Genomic DNA, 23,670 nt, shown 5'->3' on the forward strand with positions numbered 1-23,670 from the left:
TATTTTTAGCGGCATTTTTGTTTATCATTCAGGTTAATTTTGTGCGCAAATGGATTAATACGATTGGAATAGGTTAAATCCACGTCGACATAATAGATTCTTGTTCTGGTTGAGTCTGTTGTTGATAGAACTGACCAATGCGTTGCCCAAGTTGTTGATAAAATTGACTCGATTCGCCTTGAAGCGATTGTCGAACATTCGCTTTAGCGCTACTACTGGCATAACTTGTTGCACCTTGACTGACCTTTAAGCGTATATCCTTACGTTGCAGTGCCGCTTGGCCTCTTGCTGCAATTTTTAGCGTTTTAGGTAAAACACGCTCGGCCACGACAAGGGGCGCTTTTTTCTCTTGCTGTTGTTGGTTCTGTTGCTGTGAGGATTGCTGTTGCTGCTGTTTTTCTTGAACTTGCTGCTGATTATGCTCGAGCGTTTTTGCCTGTTGTTGAGCTTGATCCGTAGTGCGTTCATTCTGTGGATTAAAGGCGCGTTCTTCGTGACCTTTAGTTGCCGCTTGTGGTGGGATGACCACAGGTTTCAGTTGGTTGTCGACCCGAGCCGAGTCCGTCGCGACATTACTGGTCGCTAGCGGGACTTGGGGGTAGTTACTGACAACTAACATGGAAAATTCCTTGGCACATTAATGGTTAAATACTAGTCATTAATCGCTCAAAGATAAAGCGTTAACGTGTCTGTAACGTTAACCAAGGCATAAATACCTGCAAAAACTCCTGCTGATGGGAAATAAAGGGCGCGTGAGAGGCTTTAGCGAGCATCACATCCTCACTTTGAGCTGTGATGGGCATTTTAGGTGGTACGCGTTTGGGCACTAGCCCGTCGAGTCGGCCCCAGATCCTTAGCCAAGGTTGTTGCAACTCTATCAGTTGCTGCCTTAAGTCGACGTCGGTCAGCATATTTAGGCCTTGAGTTAAGGCTCTGGTATTGGGTAAAGGACGTGCGAGGACAAGATCGCGCAGTTGTTTGATGTCTTCCTTGGCGGTTTCGCTACCCATGGCTTGAATCGCCAGAAATCTCTCTATAGTTTTAGGTAAATTTTGGCCGAGTTGTTCTCTAAATTGATGAAGGACTTGTGGCGGAATGCCCGGCCATGCTTCGTCTTCCCTTGCCATAAAGCAAGGGGATGAGGCAATAGTAATCAAGCCTTTGATTTTTTGTGGATAACTTAACGCTGCCTGAGTCGCAACGAGTCCACCGAGTGACCAGCCGGCCCAAATAGCGTGTTCAGGCAATGCAGCGACTAAGGTATCTACCCAGGTTGATAGGCCACCTTCAACCATTTGGCTATGGCCAAAGCCCGGCAAGTCTACATAGTGCACCCTATACTGAGACAGTGACTCATGTAATGGCGTAAACACAGCGCTATTCACTCCCCAACCGTGAAGCATCACCAGATCTGGCCCTTGGCCGCTGATTTCAATATGCAAATTTGCTTGGTTTGTGGATGTCACTTGGCTCACTTGAGTGCCTCAAAAATGGAATAGGTGAATGTATGCCGCACTTTGTCAAAAGGATTTGGCCGCAATCTGCTTTGCGGATAATGCGTTTAGGCTATCAACTCGGTACAAGGTGGTTGGCGGGCAGTTTACCTAACCGTTGCCTGCTGTGCCACCAATCCATATCACTTCCCGAGACTGGCATTTGTGCCGTTTGTCTTCAATCTGGCTTATATCATGGGCCTATTTGCTTAGGTTGCGGTAAGTCGATGCAAATAGAAGTCGATTATTGCGGTGAATGCCAAAAGCGCCAGCCACGTAAAGTCATTGCACCTTGTAGTTATCATCAAGGTTTGGGGGCTTGGGTTGGTGCGATTAAATATCAAGGTCAACTTGCCGCTTTGCCCGTGCTGTGTCGCGCCTTAGTGGCACGACTTAAGGTATTAGAACAGCAAGGATTAATCTCGCTGCCTCAAGCGATAGTGCCAGTTCCATTACATCCAAAACGTTTGCAACAACGGGGATTTAATCAGGCTTGGTTAATTGCCCATGAGTTATCGCAGCTCTTGCAACTGCCGTTAGTGAGCGAAGGGTTAACGCGCCAACAAGACACTCGACCGCAGGCGGGGCTTTCGGGGGCGCAGCGACGACGCAACTTACATGATGCCTTTATGTTAGCGGATGATTTTGCGTTCCAACGTGTTGCATTGGTGGATGATGTGGTGACCACCGGTACTACAGTCTCTGAAATTGCTCGCTTATTCGAAGCGCGTTATGTGCATGTTCAAGTATGGTGTTTGGCAAGGGCAGAGGCGCCAGGCTTGTTGGATGATATTTAAAAAGGTTAAAAGCATTGCTCCATTATATCTTTGTGTATGTCAAAATTATGTCAAAAATACTGCGTAAAAATGAATAAGTTTTAATTTTGCGACAAGATGTAAGTATCTGTATCAATGGGTTTTGTTTATTTTTTGTATTGAGATACCTTTCTATGTTATTTCGTTTGGAGGGTATTTATGGACGCTAAACTGGCGCGATCAAATGCAGATACGGCATCAACGCTGAAGGACGTTATTCAGGCGATAAACTACTCTTTGAAGCTACATGGTTTTTGTGGTTTCTGGTTTCAAGGAGTTCCACATTGTGCGTATGAAAATTATCACTTTCCAAAAGATACCAATCTGTTCTCTCCTACGGCACTAAGAAAACCTATCGCCAGCATAGCTTCTTCCCCTGTTATGGCTGAATTACAGCGTTTTTATTTAAATCAGATAGCCTCCCATGATTTCAATTTTGGTTTTTCATTGGATACTTCAAAATCTTATATGTATAGATTCACGAGTGAAAAAAATGATAAGACCAGCCTACTGTTTAGTAAGCATAATATTCAAAGTGTTTTGAGCTGGCCCATCTCATTCCACTCTAATCGTCATTGGGCAGGCCGGTTTATACTACTTAGCCATCTTAGTGCTTCGGAGGTGGTGTTAGAGGGATTGGCAGGCACTTTAAAGGAAGCTCAGAACAAGCTTTTTGAATGTAATAAACAATTGTTCAATCCATTTCTACAAAGCTCTCTGCTTAAAGATAATGCGAGAGATATCCTACTTATGGTCGCAAACGGTCTTCAAAACGACGAAATTTCAACTCAGCTCCCGATAAGTGTCAGAGGAGTTGAATATCATATGGAATCCATGCGTAAGAAATTTGGGGCTACAAATAGAGCAAATTTAATCCATTTAGCCCATCAATATGAGTTGATCTAAATATGTTGATATTACTGGTTGAAGATAATCGACTTCTTTCTAACAACATCATTCAATATCTTGAATTGAGTGGTATAGAGTGTGATTACGCTTTCAACTTGGCACAAGCGGATATGCTCATTAGTCAGCAGCAGTTCGACGCTATTATTCTCGATCTAAATTTGCCGGATGGTGATGGGATTGAAGCGTGTGAACGCTGGAAAGCACAGTGCATTACCTCACCAGTAATCATGTTAACTGCACGTAGTAGTCTGAATGATCGCTTGAGTGGGTTTGCTGTGGGCGCGGACGATTATTTAGTAAAACCCTTTGCAATGGAGGAACTGGTCGCGCGATTGAAGGTGGTTGCTCAGCGTCGTCCCGCGCCCCAAAGGTTGACTATTGGCGACCTAGAAATCGATTTTGCAAACCACATGGTGTATCGGCAAGGGCAACAGCTGGCTTTGTCTAAAACCGGATGGCAGATCCTGGCTTTATTAGCTAGGCGTAGTCCAGAAACGGTGAGTAGAGAAGAGATTGAGCGAATGCTTTGGCCCGACAGTACACCTGATAGTGATAGCTTGCGCAGCCATATTCATCTTTTGCGCCGAGTGATCGATCGCCCCTTTGAACGGCAAATATTACATACGATTCGTGGCGTCGGTTTAAGCCTTAGAGATGATATCAATGCAAGCGCCTAAACTTAGCCTCAAGCGTAGTTATCAAGTGTGGGGAGTTATTTTTCTATTAATAACCTTAGGTGTAAATAGTTTTATCCCGCTTTGCATGATGTGTGCAGGTATGATTTCTATGCATGAAGTCACAATGCACAATGCAGGGCAAGCGGCCGAAGCATTACTGAAGCTGGCGGAGCCAACTCAGCAATCATTACTTCATCAACCACTTCTAAAAACCGATAACTTAACAGTCTATCCTCATTGGCGAGATATTCCGCTGCAAATTCGTGAGTTAAGTAACAATGAAGTCTTAACTGATGCGAGCACAATTCACTATGAGCATGCAGAAGGCCCCATTGTTAACGCGCTGAGTGTGTACTATACCCAAGCTGGCCAGCCGCTCTACGTTTGGCTGCAGTTTAGTGTTACCCATGATTTGCACTTTGCCCCTAAAAATATGACGGCGATCTTGCTGCTTGTCTTGATAACCTTTTGTGCCAGTGCAAGCTTAGCGTTTTATATGCAAAGTAAAGTGATTACGCCTGTTCATCAAATTAGTCATGCGATTAAACAACATGATTGGGAAAGAGGAGGGAAACTGAGTTTACCAGAACAAGAATATGCTGAATTAAAGGCAATTGTTGATGCTTTAGATAACTCGATTTTACAACTTCAGGAGGCTCAGCAGCGAGAACTCAATTTTTTACGCTTTGCTAGCCATGAGTTACGTACGCCAGTCGCCATATGCCAATCTTCATTCGAAATCCTCGCATTACAACAAGGTGAGCTTAAGGGGGCAACTCTGTATGCTTCCCAAGCGACCAATCAAATGAAGTCACTTATTGAAACCCTACTATGGTTAACTAATAAAGAGTGTTCAAACCTAGAAAAGGAAAACGTAGCATTATCGCCTTTACTTGCCAGTATTATCGAGGAGCAGCAACGGGCACATGGTTATGAGCAAAAAATTCAATTATTGTGTGACGATACTTGCTTGCCCGTTCAGCTTTATCCGCTAAAAATCATATTAAGCAATTTATTGAGGAATAGTATTGAGCATGGTGGGATGGATATTAGCATTACTCAAATTGGTCGTTGTGTAGAGATAGCCAATTCCTATAATAGTAATGGCCGTCATGGGTTTGGTTTAGGGCTTTTACTAGTGAAACGTCTCGCTAATCAACTGGGTTGGATTTTTACTAGCTCATCTGCAAATAATTTATTTACAGCTAGGCTGGTCATATCTAATAACTAAAGAATGGGAACTATAGATTTACTGCATTAAACCACACACTTTTAAAATGCAAAAGCGCCGTTGGGCTTAGATCACATAGTCATCATGCTATTCGTAGTAACTTTATTATATAAAGTTTACTGGTCGATAAGTATTTTAAAATACTTCCTAGAATACATGATTGAGAGGGGCTCTATGTGTAAAAAAAGTGTGGCATCTATTTTAGTCAGTGCAATTATTTTTAGTGGTTCAGTATATGCTGATGTGAATAAAACGAGCGTGGATTTAGGTTATAAGTTTTATACTAGTGCCGCAAAAAATGATAACCCAGGTGTTTTTAATCAACCTTTTGTAAAGTTGAATCATTTAGGCATTGCTGATTGGGGTACTTACTTTGCTAATCTTAAGCTCGAAAACCCTGCTGAAATCGCGGAAAATCAGAAGAACCTTGATGGTAAAACTACCATTAAGTCATTATTGATACTTGAAAATAAGCTGGGAGAGTCGCAGTTCAACTTCTGGACTCAGAACTTTATCTCTGCGAGTGAAACGCTAGTTGAAGATAATCTTTACTTAGGTATTACCCATAATGCAAAAATTCAAAATTTATCACTAAACTATGGTGTCGGTTTAAATTATACCATTGGTAGCTTTTCCCCCACATCAGAGAAGTTTAATGATCTGTCAGGTTATGCCATGGTTTTAAATGCAAAGTACCCATTTGAGTTGCTAGGTTTAAAAAATAGTTTAAGTTTGAATTATGAAGCACAAATTGATAGGGGTAAAGCGCATCAATCATTATTTTCATATGACAGCTATGGCCATCAGATAATTACAACATTACAAACAAGCCTCACAGGTTCAATATTTTCAAAGTTATATATCACCCATTATGATAGCTGGGGTTCGCAATATAATGATGGGATTGAATACGGTATATCTGTTGGTTATCAGTTTTAACGGTTTATCAAATAGGTTGAATTTTTGATAAGTAGAATCTCATTTAATTTGATGCTGTTCTAGTTTTCATTAAAAATAATAAGGGAATTGTAATGCATTATAAAAAATCCATTATTGGTATTGCTGCCACGGCAACAGCAATTATTGTCGGCTGCCAAGTTACCCATCAAATAGTAAAAAGCCAGGGAACCGCTCAAGGCAAGCATGGCGAAGTGCAGGTCGAAACCACATTCAAAGACGGACACATTGTGGCGATTGATGTACTAAAGCAAAAGGAAAATAAGGTCCTTGCTGGTGCCGTATTTAAAGATGTTAAACAGGCAATTATTGATAATAACTCTATCGAGGTTGACGGTATTGCAGGCGCAACCGTAACGTCTAAAGCGCTTAAAGAAGCTGTGGGTAAAAGTATTGAAGCCGCAGGTGTTACGTTAGTTGCTGTCGCTTCAGCTAAAAAAAATGAAGCATTAACACCAGCAGAATATACCTATGATGTGGTGATTATTGGCTCGGGTGGTGCAGGTTTCAGTGCTGGTTTAGAGGCTATGACTGCGGGACGAAGTGCAGTGATTATTGAAAAGATGCCTATTATCGGCGGTAATTCTTTGATTTCTGGCGCTGAGATGAATGTGGCCGGTAGTTGGGTGCAAAAAAATATGGGAGTGACCGATAGCAAAGAGCTGTTTATTAGCGACACGCTAAAAGGCGGCGATTTCAAAGGTGACTCTGAAATGGTTAAGACCATGGTCGATAATGCGGTTGATGCTGCGGAGTGGTTAAGGGATTACGTCAAAGTAGAATTTTACCCAGATCAATTATTTCAGTTTGGTGGACACAGCGTGAAACGGGCGCTAATCCCTAAAGGTCATACCGGAGCAGAGGTGATCAGCAAGTTTTCTATTAAAGCTGAAGAAGTGGGCTTACCAATTCATACCAACACTAAGGCTGAAAAGTTAATTCAAGATCAAACGGGCCGAATTGTGGGTGTAGAAGCGACTCATAATGGCAAAACGGTAACCTACTATGCAAAACGCGGTGTTGTGATTGCCACGGGTGGCTTCTCGTCTAACATGGAAATGCGTAAAAAATATAACCCAGAGTTAGATGAACGATATGGCAGCACTGGTCATTCAGGTGGTACTGGTGACGGTATTGTGATGGCAGAAAAAATACATGCAGTAGCTAAAAATATGGGATATATCCAGTCATATCCTATTTGTAGCCCAACCTCGGGTGCAATTGCCTTGATTGCAGACTCTCGCTTCTTTGGTGCGGTGTTAATCAACCAGAAGGGTGAGCGCTTTGTTGAAGAATTGGAACGCCGAGATGTGATTTCACAGGCCATTCTAGCCCAACCAGGCCGTTATACTTATGTTCTCTGGAACCAAGCTATTGAAGATGTTGCCCATACTGTTGAAATGCATCAAGGTGAACTGAAGGAATTCACAAAAGACGGGCTAATGTATAAGGTCGACACCCTAGAAGAAGCCGCTAAAGTCTTTAATATTCCTGAAGACAAGTTGTTATCAACGATTAAAGACGTTAATCGTTATGCCGTAACAGGAAAGGATGAAGCCTTTAATCATCGCTCAGGATTGGTTGATTTAAGTAAAGGACCTTATTGGATTTTAAAAGCGACACCTTCTGTGCACCATACAATGGGTGGCCTTGCGGTTGATACACGTACTCGTGTACTTGATGAACAAGGAAAGGTGATTCCGGGCTTGTTTGCTGCGGGTGAAGTGACTGGTTTAACCCATGGAACCAATCGACTCGGTGGAAATGCTTACACTGATATCATTGTCTTTGGTCGTATCGCTGGACAAGAAGCGGCTAAATAGTTTGTATTTTATGTCTGGCTTAAAGCGACCCAATTGGGTCGCTTTTGTTTGTAAATGATGCAGTTCACTCGCGTACAACACATTCGTTTAAAGCTTGTTTATGATGAATAAATCGTGATCGCTATGGCAAAAATCCATAAACTTGCTATCCAAAGGACTACAAAGCGAAGGTGAGTCGGAGTATCATACGGCTAATTCTTACTAAAACACTCAGGTATCCCCTGACGGAGCAGGTTTTCATGATTACCATTTCCGATGCGGCTCAAGCCCATTTTGTTAAGTTGTTAGCAGATCAACCTGAAGGCACTCATATTCGTGTATTTGTGATCAGTCCTGGTACCTCGCAAGCCGAGTGTGGTGTGTCTTATTGTCCACCGGATGCAGTAGAAAGTGATGATATTGAAATCGAGTTCACTGGCTTCAATGCTATGGTCGATGAGAAGAGTGCACCTTTCCTTGAAGATGCCACTATCGATTTTGTGACTGACCAATTAGGTTCACAACTCACGCTCAAAGCACCTAACGCAAAAATGCGTAAAGTGTCTGGTGATGCACCTTTAGTCGAGCGTATCGAATACGTGATCCAATCTGAAATCAACCCTCAGTTAGCTGGCCATGGTGGTAATATCATGCTGGTTGAAATTACCAAAGAAGGCGTAGCCGTACTGCAGTTCGGCGGTGGATGTAATGGTTGTTCTCAAGTTGATATCACCCTGAAGGATGGTATCGAAAAACAATTGTTAGACATGTTCCCAGGTGAGTTGACTGGCGTACGTGACGTGACAGATCACCAACACGGTGAACATTCTTACGCTTAATCTTGTTTGTTGAGCTGAATGAAAAACGCGACCTTGAGTCGCGTTTTTTATATTTGGCTTTCGCTTTAAGTGCAGCTGTTAAGTTATAACTTAGGGTTGAGATTATCAGCTAAGAACTTATCTAAGGCTTTAAACGTCGCGAGTCTGTTGTCGTTATTGCTCAGGTAATGATCACCATTTTCCAACTCAATATACTCCACTGGTTTATTTAGTGATTTGAGCTCGTCATACATTTCTCGGCTATGTTGAACCTTAACGACTCTGTCTTTATCGCCATGAAGCAGTAATACTGGGATGTTAATTTTATCTGCTTTACTGATAGGTGAGCGCTCATAGAGGGCATCGAGATCATCTCCTATTTGCTCTTTAACCACTTCATAGTTGGTATGTCTGCGGCTTGATTTGACTAGGTAGGCCACATCGGTCACACCAGCCACACTGATGGCGCAACGGTAAAGATCGGGAGTCATAGCTGCCCCCATTAAGGCCGCGTAACCACCATAACTCGCACCGGCAATACAAATGCGTTTAGGATCGCTAATCCCTTGAGCAATTAGGTAACGAGTCCCGTCTTCAACATCGTTTTGCATTTCGAGTCCCCAGCTTTTTAGGCCAGCCTTCATAAACTCATAGCCGTAACCTGCCGAGCCTCTGAAGTTCATTCGAAATACCGCATAACCCCGATTAGCGAAAAACTGTGCCCAATAGTCAAAGCCGTTACTGTCGTAACTGATCGGGCCGCCATGGGGGAAAATAATCGTCGGTAGCTGTTTAGCTTCGAGTCCCTTTGGCACTGTTAGGTAAGCATCGATTTTGAGCTTATCCCTTGCTTCGTAAGTTAGATGTTGGGTGTTGGCGAGTAGCTCACTATTGAGCTTGCCGTATCTGTTCGCGATGGGATATAACGTTTTTTCGTCCCTATCGCCGAAATAATAAGTGCCAGGCTCGGTCGAGCTGGTGGAATACACTATGTAGCGGCGTTCATCTGCACTGAATTGAGTAATATAGTTGTGAGCATCGGGTAATACAGCCTTAAGACCATTTTGTAGTCCAACATATTCTGTTTCCCAGAAGGTGTATTCCTCGCCGTCGCCTTCACTGATACCAATGACTTTTTTCTTTAATTGCGAGTAGAGTAAATCCCCTTCGACGTCAGTTGCTTCATTGGCGTAAACCAACTCTTTTGTAAGATTAGGGTCGGTCAGGTTCACTTTAAAAATGGCTTCGAAACCTTGGTGATAGGCGCGAACGTAGAGGATATTAGGGTCTGCATCAAAACCTAATGGCCAAACAGTGTCCTCAGAAAAAGCTTTAAAGGTCCAAAGCAAGCGTGAATCACTCTTTTGCTCGGCCTGTTCATAAATACGGTACTCAGTATCATCGTTGTAGATAGAAATGCGGACTTTGTGCTGCCTGTCGGTAATCCAACTTATAATCTTCTTTTTAGCATTTTGGGTGTAACTGGATTTCCCCTGCGCTAAATTGACTTTCAGAACGCTGTCTTCGCCTACGTTTTCGCCCATTCCGTCTAATGACAGTAAAATATTATCGGGATCATCTGGCATAAGATCGATAATTTGCCCCTGATGTTGCGGGATCCAATTAAGACGGTCTAAGACGCTGCGCGGAAGGACACTCGAGGTCTTTTTCGTGGTCAAATCATACTTAACAAGGCGGGTTTCGGTTGTAGGTGTACCGTAACGGTTAGCCGGAAACTTAGCACTGATCAGTAAGATATTATCGTTTGCCCACTGCAGAGACAGGATGACAAATTTTTGATTATCCGTGTGCAGCGGAATGCTTTTTTCGCCTGTTTCTATATCTTGGATACTAACGACAGTACCTTTGAGTTTGGCTTGATCGACCCGTACAACAGAAGCGATTTTTTTGCCATTAGGCGAGAGCTGCACAGAGCTAACATCTGGGATGCTTGCAAAGGCTTCAACGGGTAATTGTGGCGCAGTGTTGGCAACCGTATAGTTACATAGCCACAGCAATAGCAGCGGTAAAATCCTTTTCATTATCGATTCACATCTTCGTTACAATTGTAAAATCAACATAATAATGATTTTGAGATTAGTAAACTACTGTCTTTACAGATTTATTTATGTAAAAAGGCCTGACTGAAATAATAATGCCCTGCGAGCGTTAGGCTTCTGATGATCATAAAGACACTCATCGCGGCCCAGAGGGCATGGTTGCCTTGCTCTGGTAGTAATAGCAGCTGCAGTAAATACCATGTTGGGAAAAACGCGCCAAAGGTGGCGAGTATCATGCTATTGCGCATCACTTTTCCTTTAGCGGCACCTATGTAAACACCATCGAATAAATACGAGCTAAAGGACCATAAAGGCAAGAATATTAGCCAGATAAGATAGGTTTGCGCAGTGGCTCTGACCTCATTAATGCTGGTCAATAACGCGATAATATTACTGCCAAAAAGACTAAATACAGCGCAGAATCCTAGTGCCGTTATGGCCGACCAGCACCAAGCTAAGATCACAGCTTCCCTTAATTGTTCTGCCTGTTTTTGCCCATAAGCTCGACCGACTTCTGCCTCGGCATAATAGGCAATGCCATCGAGTGCATAGGAGATTAACAGCAGTAAATTCAATAACACGGCATTGGCCGCAACGGTATTATCACCTAGACCTGCACCATGGAATGTCATAAAGGCAAAAGCTGCCTGCAAGCAGAGGCTACGGACAAAAATATCGGTGTTGAGCCTCAGTAATTTGCCATAACCCGTTAAGGTGACATGGGGAAATAGCTGAGATAAGTGAAACTCGGGTGCGCGCTTGAGTTGTTGCAACACCATAGTGAGTGCGACTGAGAAAGCGGTGATATCGGCAAAGACTGAGGCGAGGGCAGCGCCTTTAACGCCCCAACCCAAGCCGAGGACAAACACCACATCGAGAATAATATTGGCAAGGTTGGCTAAAATCAGCTGCCACATGGCGGCTTTAGGTTGTTGTCGCCCTAAGAGCCAACCTAACATCACTAAATTGAGCAGGGCGAAGGGCGTTGACCAAATCCGTACCTGAAAATATTCGCGGCAATAACGCTCGACCTCGCTACTCGCTTCGGATAATCCCAACGCTAAATTCAATATCGGGACTTGCAGTGCGATAACGCCTACGCCCAATAACATCGCTAGCATAGCGCCTTGGACTAAGAGTTTGTGCTGGGCGTGAAGATCGTCAGCACCAAAGGCTTGCGCGACTAAACCTGTCGTCGCCATACGCAAAAATCCCAATAACCAAATGATTAATGTGATAATCGTTGACCCGACAGCGACTCCCCCTAAATAATAGGCTTCACTCAGATGACCTATAACAGCCGTATCCACTAAGCCCAACAGCGGGATAGTGATATTGGAGAGTATCATCGGCAGGGCGAGCGCCAGTAACTGGCGATTTTTCGCGCCGTTGAGCATGAGGTCGAGCCAAGTTGATTTAGCAGTATTCATTAATTTCAGAGGTGTTTACATTATGGTTAAACGTGTGCTGTTGGCACTCATAGGGCTAATGACGTTTTCTGCCCATGCCGTGGTCATTCTGCAATATCACCATGTGTCAGAAACCACTCCGGCGGCAACCAGCGTTACGCCCGCGCAATTTCGTGAGCAAATGCAGTTTCTCGTCGATGACGGCTTTAAGGTGATCCCGCTTTCTAAAGTGGTTGAAGCGATCAAGCAAAAACAAGATTTACCCGCTAAAACAATCGCAATTACCTTCGATGATGGTTATCGCAGTATAGCGACTACTGCGCATCCTATCCTAAAGGAATTTGGATTCCCCTACACCTTGTTTGTGGCAATTGAGCCGATTAAACAAAAGTTTACCGAGATGATGACTTGGGATGAACTCATCACACTATCCAAGGAAGGCGCCGATATTGCTAACCACAGTTGGGCGCACGAACATTTGATCCGCGCCTTAGAAAATGAATCACAGGCGCAGTGGTTAGCGCGGATAAAAGCCAATATCTTAGATACAGAAAAAGCGATTGCAGATGCCACAGGGCACAATTTTAAAATGTTGGCGTATCCATATGGTGAGTACAATCAAGCGTTGCAGGATATGTTAACTGAGAACGGCTTTGTCGCTTTTGGGCAACAGTCCGGTGCCGCGGGGCCCTATTCGCCATTAACGGCCCTGCCGCGTTTCCCCGTTGCTGGACAATATGCTGACCTAAAAAGCCTTAAGGCAAAGTTATACAGCTTAAATATGCCTGTGATTGCACAAACCCCAAGTGATCCTGAGTTAAAGGGTGGTCATTGGCGTCCAGAGCTTAAAGTGACCCTCGATATGAGTGATATATCTGCTAAGCAAGTGATGTGTTATATCCAAGGTCAAGGCTCAAAACAGCCGACTTGGCTCAATGAAAACGAGTTTAGTGTTCAAGCGGATTTAGCCTTGCCCGCGGGGCGCTCGCGTTATAACTGCACAGCGCCGAGTAAGGCGCGTAATGGCTACTATTGGTTTTCTCAGCCTTGGGTAAGGCCAAAGGACGATGGCTCTTGGGTCAAAGAGTGATCAACGGCTAGGTTTGTATTGCGCCACTATTTTTTCAAAATCGCTAATTAATTTATCATTTAATACCTGCGGCGGTTTGCCTAACGCTGCCGTAGGTTTAAATACCGCAACTCGCGTTCCCTGCGGCGACACCAACACATAACCCGCACTATGGTCGACTTGGTAATTTTCTCCTTCACCCACCATGGCATAAGTGAGTCCTAAGCTGCGTGTGAGCGGGAAGATTTGCGTTTGTTCACCCGTTACAGCTTTAAACTCTGGATTGAAAAAATTCACATAGGTTAAGAGTTTATCCTGTGTATCCCGTTTGGGGTCGACGGATAGAAACACCACTTGCAATGGCGCTATTTTGTTTAGATCAGGATAAGCTGCCGCAAGTTTATTTAAGGTCGTAGGGCAAATGTCGGGACAAAAGGTAAAACCGATAAAAAATAAGCTCCATTTTCCCTGCAAACTGGCATTGGTAAAAGCTTGCTTGTGTTGATCAATCAATTCAAAGGGCGCTAATTCATAGGCCTGTGGAAACAGAAAACCGCTCTCTAACTCGATAGGTTTTGGTGGATTAAATTTCACCGCAAATAGGCCGCCAAGACCGAACAACAAAATGGCGATGACTAAAATTCTTTTCTGCATTATTCGCTCCATAAATACAGGTTAGCGCGACAAACTCGTTCCATACACTAGTTCCACAAATAGTGGTCTAGCAGTAATGTCATAAATAACAACATTAAATGGTAGATAGAGAAGCGGAACACTTGCATCGCTAAGCCATCATGATCCCGATATTTAAGTTGCCATGCTTTATAGATAAATCCCGTACTGAGTAAACTCGAGCTGACGAAATACACTGGCCCACACATGCCAACCAGCACAGGTAACAGGCAAGCAATCGCCAGCAATACTGTGTAGAGCAAGATGCAGGTTTTAGTAAATTCGACACCGTGGGTGACTGGCAGCATGGGAATATCTACTTTGGCATATTCGGCGCGTCTGTGAATGGCCAGTGCCCAAAAATGTGGTGGCGTCCACGTAAAAATGATGATCACTAGCAATAACGCATGGCCGTGAAATTCGTTCGTCACTGCCGTCCATCCCAGCAAGGGTGGCATAGCTCCCGCAAGGCCACCGATCACAATATTTTGTGATGTTGCGCGTTTCAAATAGGCAGTATAAACCAAGGCATAGCCAATCAGGCTGGCAAAGGTCAACCAAGCTGTGAGTGGATTGACTAAGGAATATAAGACGATAAAGCCAAAACTACCTAAGCTAGCGGCGAAAATTAACGCGCGCGTGGCCGAAATGCGTCCCTTAGGCAGTGGGCGATTGTAGGTGCGCGCCATTAAGCCATCGATACGGCGATCGATCAGATGATTCAACGCCGCCGCAGAACCCGCCATCATAGCAATACCCAGCATACCGGCGATTAAAGGTTGAACGGGGACTGCATGGGGCACAGCAAGACACATGCCGACTAAGACTGTGAGCAGCATCAGTGCAACCACTTTAGGTTTGGTCATTTCAAAATAGGCGCGCCATGTTACGCTGAAAGTGGGCAGGCTACTGGTGATTGAGAGTGGTTTTGCCATCTTGGATCCCTCGCTTATGCTTTGCGCCATAAAAAATAGTTGATTGTGACTAAGGTCAGTAGCAGTAGTGCCGCACCACCGTTGTGAGACACGGCAATACCGAGTGGTAAATGCATCACTACGTTAGAAATACCTAAGCTCACTTGTAGTATGACTAGCCCCACTAATAAAAGGCTTAAAGCCTTAAGTTCCGTAGCGCCAACAAATAATCGGTAGGCGAGCACGAGTAACAAGCTGGCAGTGACGATAGCGCCAATTCTGTGGGCTACGTGGATAGTCATTCGTGCAGGGTAATCGAGCACACCAAATTCGAAGCTAGGGTGTTGGCCTTGGAACGGTGAAAATGCCTCGGCTATTGCTAAGTTATCTACCCAATTTCCCTCACAGATGGGTAATGCGGTGCAGGCGAGCGCCGCGTAATTCGATGATGTCCAAGCGCCCAGCATGATCTGACCCACAAGGACGAATAGGCTCACCAATGCTAACGGTGCGAGATGTCGAGCATGAGTTTCGCTATTAAATATACGCCGAGGTCGGGTTCGCAGGTAAAGGAGTAACAGCAGCGAGATTAGGCTAAAGCCACCAATAAGATGCGACATCACAATTATTGGCATGAGTTTCATGGTCACTGTCCACATACCTAGCGCTCCTTGAAAAAGGATCAGCAGCACTATGATGATCGGCAACTTTTTGGGTGCTTCCGGTGTTTTTAAGCACAAAATTAAGATGAACAACACCAGTAAGCCAAGTCCGCCTGCGATATATCTGTGGATCATTTCCAGCCAAGCTTTCTTTGGATTGATATCGTGATCTGGGAATATAGTTTGCGCATGGGCGATTTCATGGTCTTGGGTGGGCACTTTAATATGGCCGTAGCAGCCTGGCCAATCGGGGCAGCCGAGCCCTGCATCCGATAGGCGGGTGTAAGCGCCCATTAAAATCACCAATAGGGTAAAGACTAAGGTTAAGCGTAGGGTCCAAGTTAGTTGCATCAATCTACCCTCGACAGTTTTAACAACTTACGCAGATCCGCAATCAGTGCCTTGCCTTGAGCTAAATGTGCTTCTTTGCCCTGCACTTGAGGGTAGCGCAGTACTAAGCTGCCTAAGGGATCGACTATGATTAGCTGCTGTTCATCTAACCATTTGCTTAAGCCTGCATTGGCGGGACGAGTATTGAAGTTAAAGGTGCTTAAGGCGTTAAGATCGCTGTCGGGATGGGTGAGGATGAGCGGTTCTACTCGCGCCTGATCTGGCCCTAGCGCTGTGTGGCTTTGGCGCAAAATATACAGGCGTTCGCGGCAAGCATCGTTGCATTTGGTGGGCAATAAATACAGTAGTTGCCATTCTTTGGGATTAGAATTTTCAACCCCAAGGCTGGCATAACTGGTTTCGGGACTGATCAGCTCGCCATGATTGGTGGCACCGCCATGGTATAAATTGAGGCTCAGCACTAGCTTAGCAATCACTACGGGTGCAATAAACGCCAGCAGTAATAGCCCTAATGCTTTGTGTTTAGATTTGTTTTGGGAGTTCATGCTTGCTCCTCTCATTCAAATTATCCCTAATTTATTGTTTTATATTTATTTAGTTTTATTGGTGTCTTGTTAAGTATGGTACGAATTTCCCTATTTGCTCCTTGAGTTTGCGACTGTTTGGGCGCTATGGCGTTTTACATATTTAATCCCTTGCCACAGCATTAGCCCTGCAAATACGGCTGCCATCGAAAACCACTGCAACGCATAGCCCCAATGTTTTTGTGCCGACAGTGGGAAAGGTTGCCAAGGATGGGGCAATGTGAGGGAAGGTAATTGCTCTGGTTGCAACACGACAGGTAACACTGGGTGCCCTAATACCTTAGCCATTTCGGGCATATTTAAATTTTGAAAGCGAATGCTTGTCCCTGTTTCTGCCATTAAAGCTTGGCTCAAGGGATTGATTTGCTTTTGATAAAGTCTGCCTTCGATATTTAATGCTCCGCTTAGGGGAGTGATGTGAGGCAACTCATCCCGATGGGAGCCAGCGGCAACAAAGCCTAACTCGACCAGCAACCAAGGTTTTTCAACTTCTACTTGCAGAGGTTGAAAGGCTAAATATCCCACTTGACCTTGATAGATTTGATTATCCAGCAGCCAGATTTGTGAGCTTGCGGGAGTGGCGCGTACTTGCAGTCGATAACCAGTCACACCTTCTTTGCCGACCTTGAGTTGGAGCTGCTCAAAACTTAATGGCAGCAAAGCTTGCCTTGCTTCCATCTGGGCTAAAAGCGTCGTTTTATCTTCACCACGGGCTAACTGCCATAAACCCAACTTGACCAATATAGTTAATACAGCCACAGTCAATATCAGTAGAAAAACCGTTAATTTATTCAGCAGAACATGAGGATATTGTATGAATAGCCTGTTCATTTTTAAGTTGGTCTTAGTTCTGCTGTTGCTATTCATCATTTTTAATCTAGGTCGCGCCTTGTTTATTATGGTGAAAGGTGATGAAAAAGTGCCTATGAGCCGTTATCTTGGGCGGCGAGTGATTTTCTCCGTGCTCGTTATCTTGTTATTGCTGGTGGCCTTAGGGACTGGGTTAATTAGCCCCAATCCCACGCCTTACTAAAGCACTAGAGAACGTAAACGAAAATAAACAAACACAGCCAGACCACATCCACAAAGTGCCAATACCAACTCCCCGCTTGGAACGCAAAATGTTTATCTGCGCTAAAGTGCCCCTTCAACACTCTGAAAAACAACACGAATAAAAAGAGCGTCCCCAGTGTGACATGCATGCCGTGAAAGCCAGTTAACAGGAAGAAGGTGTTGCCATAAATCCCAGAGGTCAGGGTGAGTCCCATTTCCCGGTAGGCATGCATATATTCTTCTGCCTGTAAGGCAAGGAAACCCATACCCAAGAGTATGGTGATACCAAGCCAGAGAGTAATGGCAGAACGCTTGCCTTTTTCTAGGCTGACATGGGCGAAATGTAAGGTAACTGAGGAGGTTAGCAGTACGATAGTGTTGATTAATGGCAGTCCAGTCCATGGCATAGCTTGGGTTTTAGTGCCATCTGGCGTAGTAATGAGCGGCCAAATAGCTTCAAACTGAGGCCAGAGTACTTCGTGGGTCATGGCATTATTCGATGCGCCACCGAGCCAAGGCACTGCGAACATGCGGGCATAAAATAGTGCCCCGAAAAAAGCGCCGAAAAACATGACTTCCGAAAAAATAAACCAGCTCATACCTTGGCGAAACGATCGATCCATTTGGCTAGAATAGAGCCCTGCCATCGACTCTTGGATCACGGTTCTAAACCAACCTACCAGCATGAATAGGATCACAGCTATTCCAACCAGCAGCACATAACCGCCACCGGATGCACCTGATTTCAACTGTTGCACGAAAAGGCCTGCACCAGAGGCGATTAAGAACAAGCCAATGGCACCTACAATAGGCCAGACACTTTGGGATGGAACGTAGTAAGACTGATGTTTCGTTGTCATTTTGCAGCTCCTTGCTCTATGGCAGACGCTAACTGCTTGTCGGTAATGTCGTAGAGAGTGTAAGAGAGGGTCAGAGTATGGATAGACTCAGGTAACTGAGGATCCACATAGAAAATGAGCGGCAGCTCAGCGCTAGTGTCCGCCGCTAAGGGTTGTTGATTAAAGCAAAAGCATTCTGTTTTATTAAAATAAGCGGCACCTTGGCCGGGCGAAACTGAAGGTATCGCTTGGCCAATCGTTGCTTTAGCGGACATATTGCGCGCCAAAAATGCCGTATGAATTAGCTCGCCAGGGTGAACTTCGAGCCGTTTGCTTTGTGGCGCAAATGTCCATGGCATGCCTGTTTGTACCTGAGAAATAAATTCCACAGTCACTATTCGGCTTGTATCTACTGTGATTGCTTGATAACTACTCGCGGTATTGGATGGTTTTCCATTGATACCGAGTTGCTCGCACAGCACATCGTAGAGCGGCACCAGCGCGAATCCAAAACCAAACATTCCAATACAGCCTATAACTAACATGCTGATAAGTTTACGATTTGACTTAGGTTTATCTTGCTGGTGTTGGGTTGCCATTTCATTTCACCTCAGGTGGTGTCGTGAAGGAGTGGTAAGGCGCAGGGCTTGGCAATGTCCACTCTAAACCCTCGGAACCTTCCCAAGGTTTAGCGGGAGCTTTTTCGCCGCCACGGATGCACTTAATTACTAATACTAAGAAAATCAATTGCGATAAGCCGAAGGCGAACCCACCAATCGAGACGATTTGATTAACATCGGCAAATTGAATCGAGTAGTCAGGGATACGCCTTGGCATTCCTGCCAGCCCAAGGAAATGCATCGGGAAAAATAGCACGTTGACGGATATCACCGAGCACCAGAAATGCCATTGTCCCAGTCGTTCGTTGTACATGTGCCCCGTCCACTTAGGTAGCCAGTAATAGGCCGCTGCCATGATGGAGAAAATCGCACCAGTCACGAGCACATAATGGAAATGTGCCACAACAAAATAAGTATCGTGGTACTGGAAGTCGGCGGGCGTAATGGCGAGCATTAATCCCGAAAAACCGCCAATAGTGAAGAGTATGATAAAGGCTACAGCAAACAGCATGGGCGTTTCGAAACTGAGTGAGCCGCGCCACATAGTGGCAACCCAGTTAAACACTTTCACCCCAGTTGGCACTGCAATCAACATAGTGCAATACATGAAAAACAGCTCGGCAAACACTGGCATACCTGTGGTGAACATATGGTGCGCCCACACGAGGAACGACAGAATTGCAATACTAGCCGTAGCATAAACCATGGATGCATAGCCAAATAGGGGTTTACGACTGAAGGCTGGGACTATGGCAGAGATGATGCCAAAGGACGGCAAGATCATGATGTAAACTTCAGGGTGGCCGAAGAACCAGAAAATATGCTGGAACATCACAGGATCGCCGCCGCCAGCCGCATCGAAGAAACTCGTGCCGAAAAACTTATCGGTCAGCACCATAGTCACTGCGCCAGCGAGTACGGGCATAACCGCAATCAGTAGGAATGCCGTGATAAGCCAAGTCCAGACAAACAATGGTAACTTCATCCATGTCATGCCTGGCGCGCGTAAATTCACTATGGTCACAATCACGTTGATTGCGCCCATGATCGAACTAATCCCCATGATGTGAATAGAAAATACAAAGAGCGCCGTGCTGTCTGGGCTATACGTTGTTGATAGTGGTGCGTAGAAGGTCCAACCAAAGTTAGGTCCGCCACCTTCCATAAATAGCGAACTGAGAAGAATAGTAAAGGCGAAGGGGAGTATCCAAAAACTCCAGTTATTCATCCGTGGCAGCGCCATATCGGGCGCCCCTATCATCATAGGGATCAGCCAGTTAGCGAGCCCTGTAAAGGCTGGCATTACCGCACCGAATACCATGATCAGCCCATGAACAGTTGTCATTTGGTTGAAAAAGTTGGGCTCGACCAATTGTAATCCAGGTTGAAAGAGTTCAGCGCGGATCACCATGGCCATAGCGCCACCGGTTAAGAACATAATGAAGCTGAACCATAAATACAAAGTACCTATGTCTTTATGGTTGGTGGTCAGCAGCCAGCGCATGATGCCCTTTGGCGCACCATGATGATGGTCATCATGGGCTGCGGTTTGATCTTGAGTCGTTGTGCTCATCATTATCCCCTACTGTCCATGACTTGCGATATCAGCAGGTTGCACTGTATCGCCGGTATTGTTGCCCCAAGCATTGCGTTCATAGGTAATGACTGCTGCAAGTTGCTGTGGGCTAAGCTGTTTGCCAAATGCCTGCATAGCCGTGCCCGTTTTGCCGTGCATCACAATATCGATGTGATTGGCGACTGGTCCAATGGCGATAGCACTACCCACTAGCGCGGGGAAGGCGGGTGGTATTCCTGCACCTGTCACTTGATGGCAGGCAGCGCAGAAGGTCGCGTAGACAGTTTCACCTTCGGCCATGAGGGCGTCATGGCTGAGTGTGGGGAGGCTTGCGGGATCGATTGCAGCTGAGACGTCTGCAGGTGCGGGTGTCGGAGTTGTACTGCTTGGTACCGCGGCGGATGTTTGTGCAGAATTGCCGTTCATGTACTCGTTGACGTCTTTGGCTTGCACTGCATCGCCAGTATTATTGCCCCAAGCATTACGCTCGTAGGTAGTCACTGCCGCGATTTCTTGTGCAGTCAATTGCTTACTAAACGCTTGCATGGCTGTACCCGTTTTACCGTTGAGCACAATTTCAAGGTGGCCGCTGATCGGTCCCGTTGCTATCGGGCTACCTTTAAGGTGCGGAAATACGCCTTGCAACCCTTCGCCATTGGGCTGGTGGCAGGCTGCGCAGTGCCCGAGGTAAACTTGTTCACCTTGAGTCATCAACTCTTCTTTACTTAGGGTTTGTGATAAAGCGGCTTGAGCGGCTTCAGCCGCAGCACCTGCGGCTTGTTTCTGCTCTGTTACCCAAGCCTCAAACTCGGCTTCAGGTAACGCTTGTACTACGATAGGCATAAAACCATGGTCTTTTCCGCAAAGTTCGGCGCATTGACCGCGGTAAATGCCGGGTTTGTCGATGCGAGTCCAAGCTTCATTGATAAATCCAGGGTTGGCATCTTTCTTAATTGCAAAGGCGGGTACCCACCAAGAATGGATGACATCCTCTGAAGTCATCAGAAAGCGGATTTTGCGGTTTATCGGTAGAACGAGCGGTTTATCGACTTCCAATAGATAGTTTTCACCCTTGGTTTCGGTGCCTTCGATTTGTGCTCTGGGTGTTGTCAGTATGCTATAAAAATCAATATCTTGATCGAAATAGCTGTAATGCCATTTCCATTGGGAACCCGTGACTTTTACGGTGAGATCGGCGTTACTGGGATCTTCCATTGCGATTAAAGTTTTTGTCGCTGGAATCGCCATTAAGATCAAAATGATAAATGGCAGAATCGTCCAAGCGATTTCAACTTTAGTGCTTTCGTGAAAGTGGGACGCGACAGCGCCTTTGGATTTTCTGTGGTTGATCATGGCGTAAATCATGACGCCAAAGACCACTAGGCCTATTGCGCAGCAGATATACAAGATGGTCATGTGCAAGTGATAAACCTTGCCACTGATCTCGGTCACGCCAGGGGTCATGTTGAACCGCATGTCCGCGGCGGTCAACGGTGGTGCGAAAAGCACCACGAGTAAACAATACAACAATTGCTTCACAAGACTTCTCCTCTGCCAATTGCGAATAGCAACTACAAAGAAGAGCAACACAGTAAGTCTCAACTCTATGCAAACTCTTCAGTTCCCAAAAAAGCTTTTTTGACTTCAACGTGCGTTGGCGGCTGTTACTTTTAATCAAGTATTGTTACTGCTGGTAATTAGCCACGCTGGCACATACTGCTGAAATAAATCTGTTCTCTATTTTTAGTGGCGCTTCGAGTTCGATAAATACTCGATTCATTGACCACGGAAGGTGATATATCACCACCGACTTAACCAACCATACTTGCTGTTTAAATATTGATCAAGATCACTTATTTATCTAATTATCTGAAAAATTGCCAAAAAAAAGCCTCACATTCATAGGTGAGGCGGCTTTCAAGGTAAAAAATTAAATGAATATTTAATGTACAGCGCTAAAAAAAGATTGCTGACCGAAGAGATTGCCTTGCTCAATGCGTACGTCGGCATGTAAGTGACTGTTTACGTCTTCAAGCACTATACCCATAGCTCGGGCACTTTTAGCCACGATTTGTAGGCGTCGATTATCCCGCGCATCTAATGATTGAGTCCAAGTAATGACTGCACTGGACGTACCACTTGTTAGGGCTTTTTCCATCGCCCACAGGGTTTCGACTTCATCTTTAGCATGTACCAGCAAAACTCTATCCATACGCACACCTGCGCTAGCGAGTGTTTGCTTGTAGCCAATACTTGGAGGGTTGATGAGCACTAACCAACGGCCCTGTTGGCTTAACTGAGCGAGTTGTGCACTCAGATGAATTAATTCTTGGCGACCTTGAGTCTTGGTTGGCATACAGGCGATAGGCGCATGGTGCCAGTCATAGTCGGCATCACGGACTTCATCGAGCCACAAGCCCGGATGGCGGGGGGCATTGCCAAGTAGTTTATTCATAGCCAATCTCCATTACGGATCACACCGACGGCGAGTCCTTCAATTGTTAAACTTTGGAAGCCTAAATCCACTTTAATCGGGGAGTAATCTTCATTTTCGGCATGTAGATAGACCACATTACCTTTTTTTTCGAAACGTTTAACAGTGACATCGTCATCGACTCTAGCGACAACCACTTGACCATTTCTAGCTTGTTCTACTTTATGAACTGCCAGCAAATCACCTTCGAGAATGCCGATATTTTTCATGCTGTCGCCTTTTACTCGCAGTAAAAAATCGGCGGCGGGATGGAACATGCTTGGGTCGACTTGGTAGTACTGTTCAACATGTTCTTGGGCGAGGATAGGTTCACCCGCGGCCACTTGGCCGATGAGCGGTAAACCTGTTTCAGTCAAATCTTCGATTTCCGCAGGCAGACGAATGCCCCGAGATGTGCCTGGCATGATCTCAATGCAGCCCTTTTTCGCCAACGCTTTAAGGTGTTCTTCAGCCGCATTGGCGCTCTTAAAACCTAAACGGGTTGCGATTTCTGCCCGAGTGGGTGGCATGCCAGTATCGGCAATATTTCGTTTAATTAGCTCTAAAATTTCAGCTTGGCGTGGCGTCAAAGGTCTCATGGTGTTTCCTGTTTTTCTATACAGTTACTGTTAGTATATACAGTATTATTTGCAGCGCAAGTATTAACCACTTTTTAGCTATGTTGG

The 23,670-nt window shown here is 45.2% G+C and carries 24 protein-coding genes; 9 read left to right on the forward strand and 15 right to left on the reverse strand.

Annotated features, from left to right (window positions below):
• Positions 1–73: 73 nt before the first annotated feature.
• Entirely contained in the window at positions 74–619 is a 546-nt protein-coding gene (locus tag L5M38_RS11125; RefSeq protein WP_105250659.1) for a hypothetical protein, read from the reverse strand.
• 61 nt (positions 620–680) lie between these two features.
• Entirely contained in the window at positions 681–1,475 is a 795-nt protein-coding gene (bioH, locus tag L5M38_RS11130) for a pimeloyl-ACP methyl ester esterase BioH (protein WP_263168594.1), read from the reverse strand.
• Between the two features lie 32 nt (positions 1,476–1,507).
• Here bioH and L5M38_RS11135 point away from each other — a divergent pair, with 32 nt between their 5' ends.
• The 7 genes from L5M38_RS11135 to nfuA all read left to right on the forward strand — a co-directional run bounded on the left by L5M38_RS11135 (position 1,508) and on the right by nfuA (position 8,723).
• A complete protein-coding gene (locus L5M38_RS11135) occupies positions 1,508–2,290 on the forward strand; it encodes a ComF family protein (RefSeq protein ID WP_219251887.1) in 783 nt (260 codons plus the stop codon).
• A gap of 177 nt (positions 2,291–2,467) precedes the next feature.
• Positions 2,468–3,214, forward strand: coding sequence for a helix-turn-helix transcriptional regulator (locus L5M38_RS11140; protein ID WP_219251886.1), 747 nt, complete (start codon positions 2,468–2,470; stop codon positions 3,212–3,214).
• Between the two features lie 2 nt (positions 3,215–3,216).
• Positions 3,217–3,894 (forward strand): response regulator transcription factor, encoded by a 678-nt coding sequence (locus L5M38_RS11145; protein WP_219251885.1) that lies wholly within the window; start codon positions 3,217–3,219, stop codon positions 3,892–3,894.
• Positions 3,881–5,125 (forward strand): sensor histidine kinase, encoded by a 1,245-nt coding sequence (locus L5M38_RS11150; protein WP_263179120.1) that lies wholly within the window; start codon positions 3,881–3,883, stop codon positions 5,123–5,125. Before L5M38_RS11145 ends, L5M38_RS11150 begins: the two co-directional genes overlap by 14 nt.
• Positions 5,126–5,299: 174 nt before the next feature.
• Complete coding sequence (locus L5M38_RS11155; protein ID WP_263179122.1) at positions 5,300–6,064, forward strand: outer membrane protein OmpK; 765 nt, start codon at positions 5,300–5,302, stop codon at positions 6,062–6,064.
• Positions 6,065–6,156: 92 nt separating this feature from the next.
• The gene (gene urdA / locus L5M38_RS11160) at positions 6,157–7,905 is read left to right on the forward strand and encodes a urocanate reductase (RefSeq protein ID WP_263179123.1); all 1,749 of its coding nucleotides are present in this window, start codon (positions 6,157–6,159) and stop codon (positions 7,903–7,905) included.
• A gap of 239 nt (positions 7,906–8,144) precedes the next feature.
• Positions 8,145–8,723 (forward strand): Fe-S biogenesis protein NfuA, encoded by a 579-nt coding sequence (gene nfuA / locus L5M38_RS11165; RefSeq protein WP_006079591.1) that lies wholly within the window; start codon positions 8,145–8,147, stop codon positions 8,721–8,723.
• 83 nt (positions 8,724–8,806) lie between these two features.
• Here the strand turns inward: nfuA and L5M38_RS11170 are convergent, their stop codons facing one another.
• Complete coding sequence (locus tag L5M38_RS11170) at positions 8,807–10,744, reverse strand: alpha/beta hydrolase family protein (protein WP_219234915.1); 1,938 nt, start codon at positions 10,742–10,744, stop codon at positions 8,807–8,809.
• Between the two features lie 80 nt (positions 10,745–10,824).
• Complete coding sequence (locus L5M38_RS11175; protein WP_263179125.1) at positions 10,825–12,192, reverse strand: MATE family efflux transporter; 1,368 nt, start codon at positions 12,190–12,192, stop codon at positions 10,825–10,827.
• Positions 12,193–12,214: 22 nt separating this feature from the next.
• On the opposite strand from L5M38_RS11175, the gene L5M38_RS11180 reads away from it, so the two are divergent.
• Positions 12,215–13,261: a polysaccharide deacetylase family protein gene (locus L5M38_RS11180; protein WP_168827212.1), complete on the forward strand. Its 1,047-nt coding sequence runs from the start codon at positions 12,215–12,217 to the stop codon at positions 13,259–13,261.
• Here the strand turns inward: L5M38_RS11180 and L5M38_RS11185 are convergent, their stop codons facing one another.
• From L5M38_RS11185 to L5M38_RS11205, 5 genes are all read right to left on the reverse strand, one after another.
• Positions 13,262–13,894, reverse strand: a complete 633-nt coding sequence (locus L5M38_RS11185) for an SCO family protein (protein ID WP_263179126.1) — start codon at positions 13,892–13,894, stop codon at positions 13,262–13,264.
• 47 nt (positions 13,895–13,941) lie between these two features.
• Entirely contained in the window at positions 13,942–14,847 is a 906-nt protein-coding gene (gene cyoE / locus L5M38_RS11190; RefSeq protein ID WP_263179127.1) for a heme o synthase, read from the reverse strand.
• Between the two features lie 14 nt (positions 14,848–14,861).
• Positions 14,862–15,839, reverse strand: coding sequence for a COX15/CtaA family protein (locus tag L5M38_RS11195; protein ID WP_263179128.1), 978 nt, complete (start codon positions 15,837–15,839; stop codon positions 14,862–14,864).
• Entirely contained in the window at positions 15,839–16,384 is a 546-nt protein-coding gene (locus L5M38_RS11200; RefSeq protein WP_173497970.1) for a hypothetical protein, read from the reverse strand. Before L5M38_RS11200 ends, L5M38_RS11195 begins: the two co-directional genes overlap by 1 nt.
• 90 nt (positions 16,385–16,474) lie before the next feature.
• Positions 16,475–17,239, reverse strand: coding sequence for an SURF1 family protein (locus tag L5M38_RS11205; RefSeq protein ID WP_263162685.1), 765 nt, complete (start codon positions 17,237–17,239; stop codon positions 16,475–16,477).
• On the opposite strand from L5M38_RS11205, the gene L5M38_RS11210 reads away from it, so the two are divergent.
• Complete coding sequence (locus tag L5M38_RS11210; protein WP_105250645.1) at positions 17,238–17,456, forward strand: DUF2909 family protein; 219 nt, start codon at positions 17,238–17,240, stop codon at positions 17,454–17,456. The two genes, L5M38_RS11205 and L5M38_RS11210, sit on opposite strands and share 2 nt — an antisense overlap.
• A 4-nt stretch (positions 17,457–17,460) precedes the next feature.
• Here the strand turns inward: L5M38_RS11210 and L5M38_RS11215 are convergent, their stop codons facing one another.
• The 6 genes from L5M38_RS11215 to lexA form a co-directional block, all read right to left on the reverse strand.
• Positions 17,461–18,336 carry a cytochrome c oxidase subunit 3 gene (locus tag L5M38_RS11215; RefSeq protein WP_105250644.1) on the reverse strand — a complete coding sequence of 292 codons (876 nt, stop codon included), beginning with the start codon at positions 18,334–18,336 and terminating at the stop codon, positions 17,461–17,463.
• On the reverse strand, positions 18,333–18,914 hold the full coding sequence (locus L5M38_RS11220; protein ID WP_263179129.1) for a cytochrome c oxidase assembly protein: 582 nt from the start codon (positions 18,912–18,914) through the stop codon (positions 18,333–18,335). The genes L5M38_RS11215 and L5M38_RS11220 overlap by 4 nt, the downstream gene beginning before the upstream one ends.
• Before the next feature lies 1 nt (position 18,915).
• A complete protein-coding gene (gene ctaD, locus L5M38_RS11225) occupies positions 18,916–20,508 on the reverse strand; it encodes a cytochrome c oxidase subunit I (RefSeq protein ID WP_105250642.1) in 1,593 nt (530 codons plus the stop codon).
• Between the two features lie 9 nt (positions 20,509–20,517).
• Complete coding sequence (gene coxB / locus L5M38_RS11230) at positions 20,518–22,050, reverse strand: cytochrome c oxidase subunit II (RefSeq protein WP_263179130.1); 1,533 nt, start codon at positions 22,048–22,050, stop codon at positions 20,518–20,520.
• A 403-nt stretch (positions 22,051–22,453) separates the two neighbouring features.
• Entirely contained in the window at positions 22,454–22,966 is a 513-nt protein-coding gene (locus tag L5M38_RS11235; RefSeq protein ID WP_212599505.1) for a cell division inhibitor SulA, read from the reverse strand.
• Entirely contained in the window at positions 22,963–23,583 is a 621-nt protein-coding gene (gene lexA, locus L5M38_RS11240) for a transcriptional repressor LexA (protein WP_105250639.1), read from the reverse strand. Before lexA ends, L5M38_RS11235 begins: the two co-directional genes overlap by 4 nt.
• Between the last annotated feature and the right edge of the window lie 87 nt (positions 23,584–23,670).

The organism is Shewanella sp. SM101 (assembly GCF_025654465.1).
Taxonomy (GTDB): Bacteria; Pseudomonadota; Gammaproteobacteria; order Enterobacterales; family Shewanellaceae; genus Shewanella; species Shewanella oncorhynchi.